2 protein-coding genes are annotated in these 1,165 nt (G+C 67.3%); both read left to right on the top strand.

Annotation, left to right across the window (positions count from 1 at the left end):
- Positions 1-33 precede the first annotated feature (33 nt).
- Positions 34-792 (top strand): metallophosphoesterase family protein, encoded by a 759-nt coding sequence (locus EOA29_RS37180; protein WP_126092454.1) that lies wholly within the window; start codon positions 34-36, stop codon positions 790-792.
- Positions 793-794: 2 nt separating this feature from the next.
- The coding region (locus tag EOA29_RS37185; RefSeq protein WP_145970080.1) for an SH3 domain-containing protein at positions 795-1,165 on the top strand (371 nt) is incomplete at its 3' end.

The raw sequence follows: 1,165 nt of genomic DNA on the forward strand, positions 1-1,165 counted from the left end.
CGTCGGCACCGCCGACAGCGAGATCGACGCCTGATGCGCATTGCCGTCCTCGCCGACATCCACGGCAACGTGCTCGCCTTGGATGCCGTGCTCGACGATCTCGAGCTGCGTGGCGGCGCCGACCTCATCGTCAATCTCGGCGATTGCGTCTCCGGGCCTCTGTGGCCGCGCGAAACGATGGAACGGCTTGAAGCACTCAACCTGCCGACCGTTCGGGGCAACCACGACCGCCGTGTCGCCGAGGATCCGGCCGGCGCGGACATGTGGCCGTCCGACCGCTATGCGCGGGAGCGGCTGACCGCCGCCCGGCGCGAGGCGCTGTTTGCCTTGCCGCTCACGCTCGAGATCGCGCCGGGCGTCGTGGCTTTCCACGCCCGGCCCGACCATGACGAAAAGTATCTTGCGGACGCGATAGTCGACGGCCAACTGGTGCGCGCGCCGCTGGCTGCCATCAAGCGGCGGCTGAAGTCGCTCGACCCCGCCTGCCGGATCGCGCTCTGCGGCCATAGCCATCGAAACGAGCTCATCCGCATTCCGGGCGGGCCGGTCATCTTCAACCCCGGCAGCGTCGGTTGCCCTGCCTATGACGACGACACGCCTCCCGCGCATGTTTCCGAGCAAGGCAGCCCATATGCGCGCTATGGCATCATCGAACTGGATGAGGCTCGCCGCGCCGACCGCTTCGAGGCGATCGCCGTCGACTATGACCATGAAGCCGCCGCAAAGCAGGCCGAACAGGCGGGACGACAGGAATGGGCGCACGCGCTGCGGACCGGTTTCATGAAGGATTGAGGATGAGGCGCAAGGTTGCGCTCCGATCGACGCTGCTGATCGCCGCTCCTTTGCTCACGGCCGCCCTGCCGGCTTTGGCTCAGGAAGCGCCGGGCATGATCATTTCGATCGTCGGCGGCCTCGCGCCGGAAGATCTCCTCAATATTCGCGCCACCGCTTCGCCGGGTGGGAAGGTGGAAGCCCGCCTGCCCAACGGCGCGGCCGTGAAGAATTACGGCTGCAAGCTCGTCAACAACTATCCCTGGTGCAAGGTCGAGGATACGCAGGACGCGCACATCACCGGATGGGCACCCGCCCGCTATCTCAGCCCCAACAACCCGGCGCCGGCACCTGAAGATGCCGCCGCGCCGGCGACCGAGGCCGCTGCGCCTCA

It is taken from the genome of Mesorhizobium sp. M1E.F.Ca.ET.063.01.1.1 (genome assembly GCF_003998155.1).
GTDB lineage: Bacteria > Pseudomonadota > Alphaproteobacteria > Rhizobiales > Rhizobiaceae > Mesorhizobium.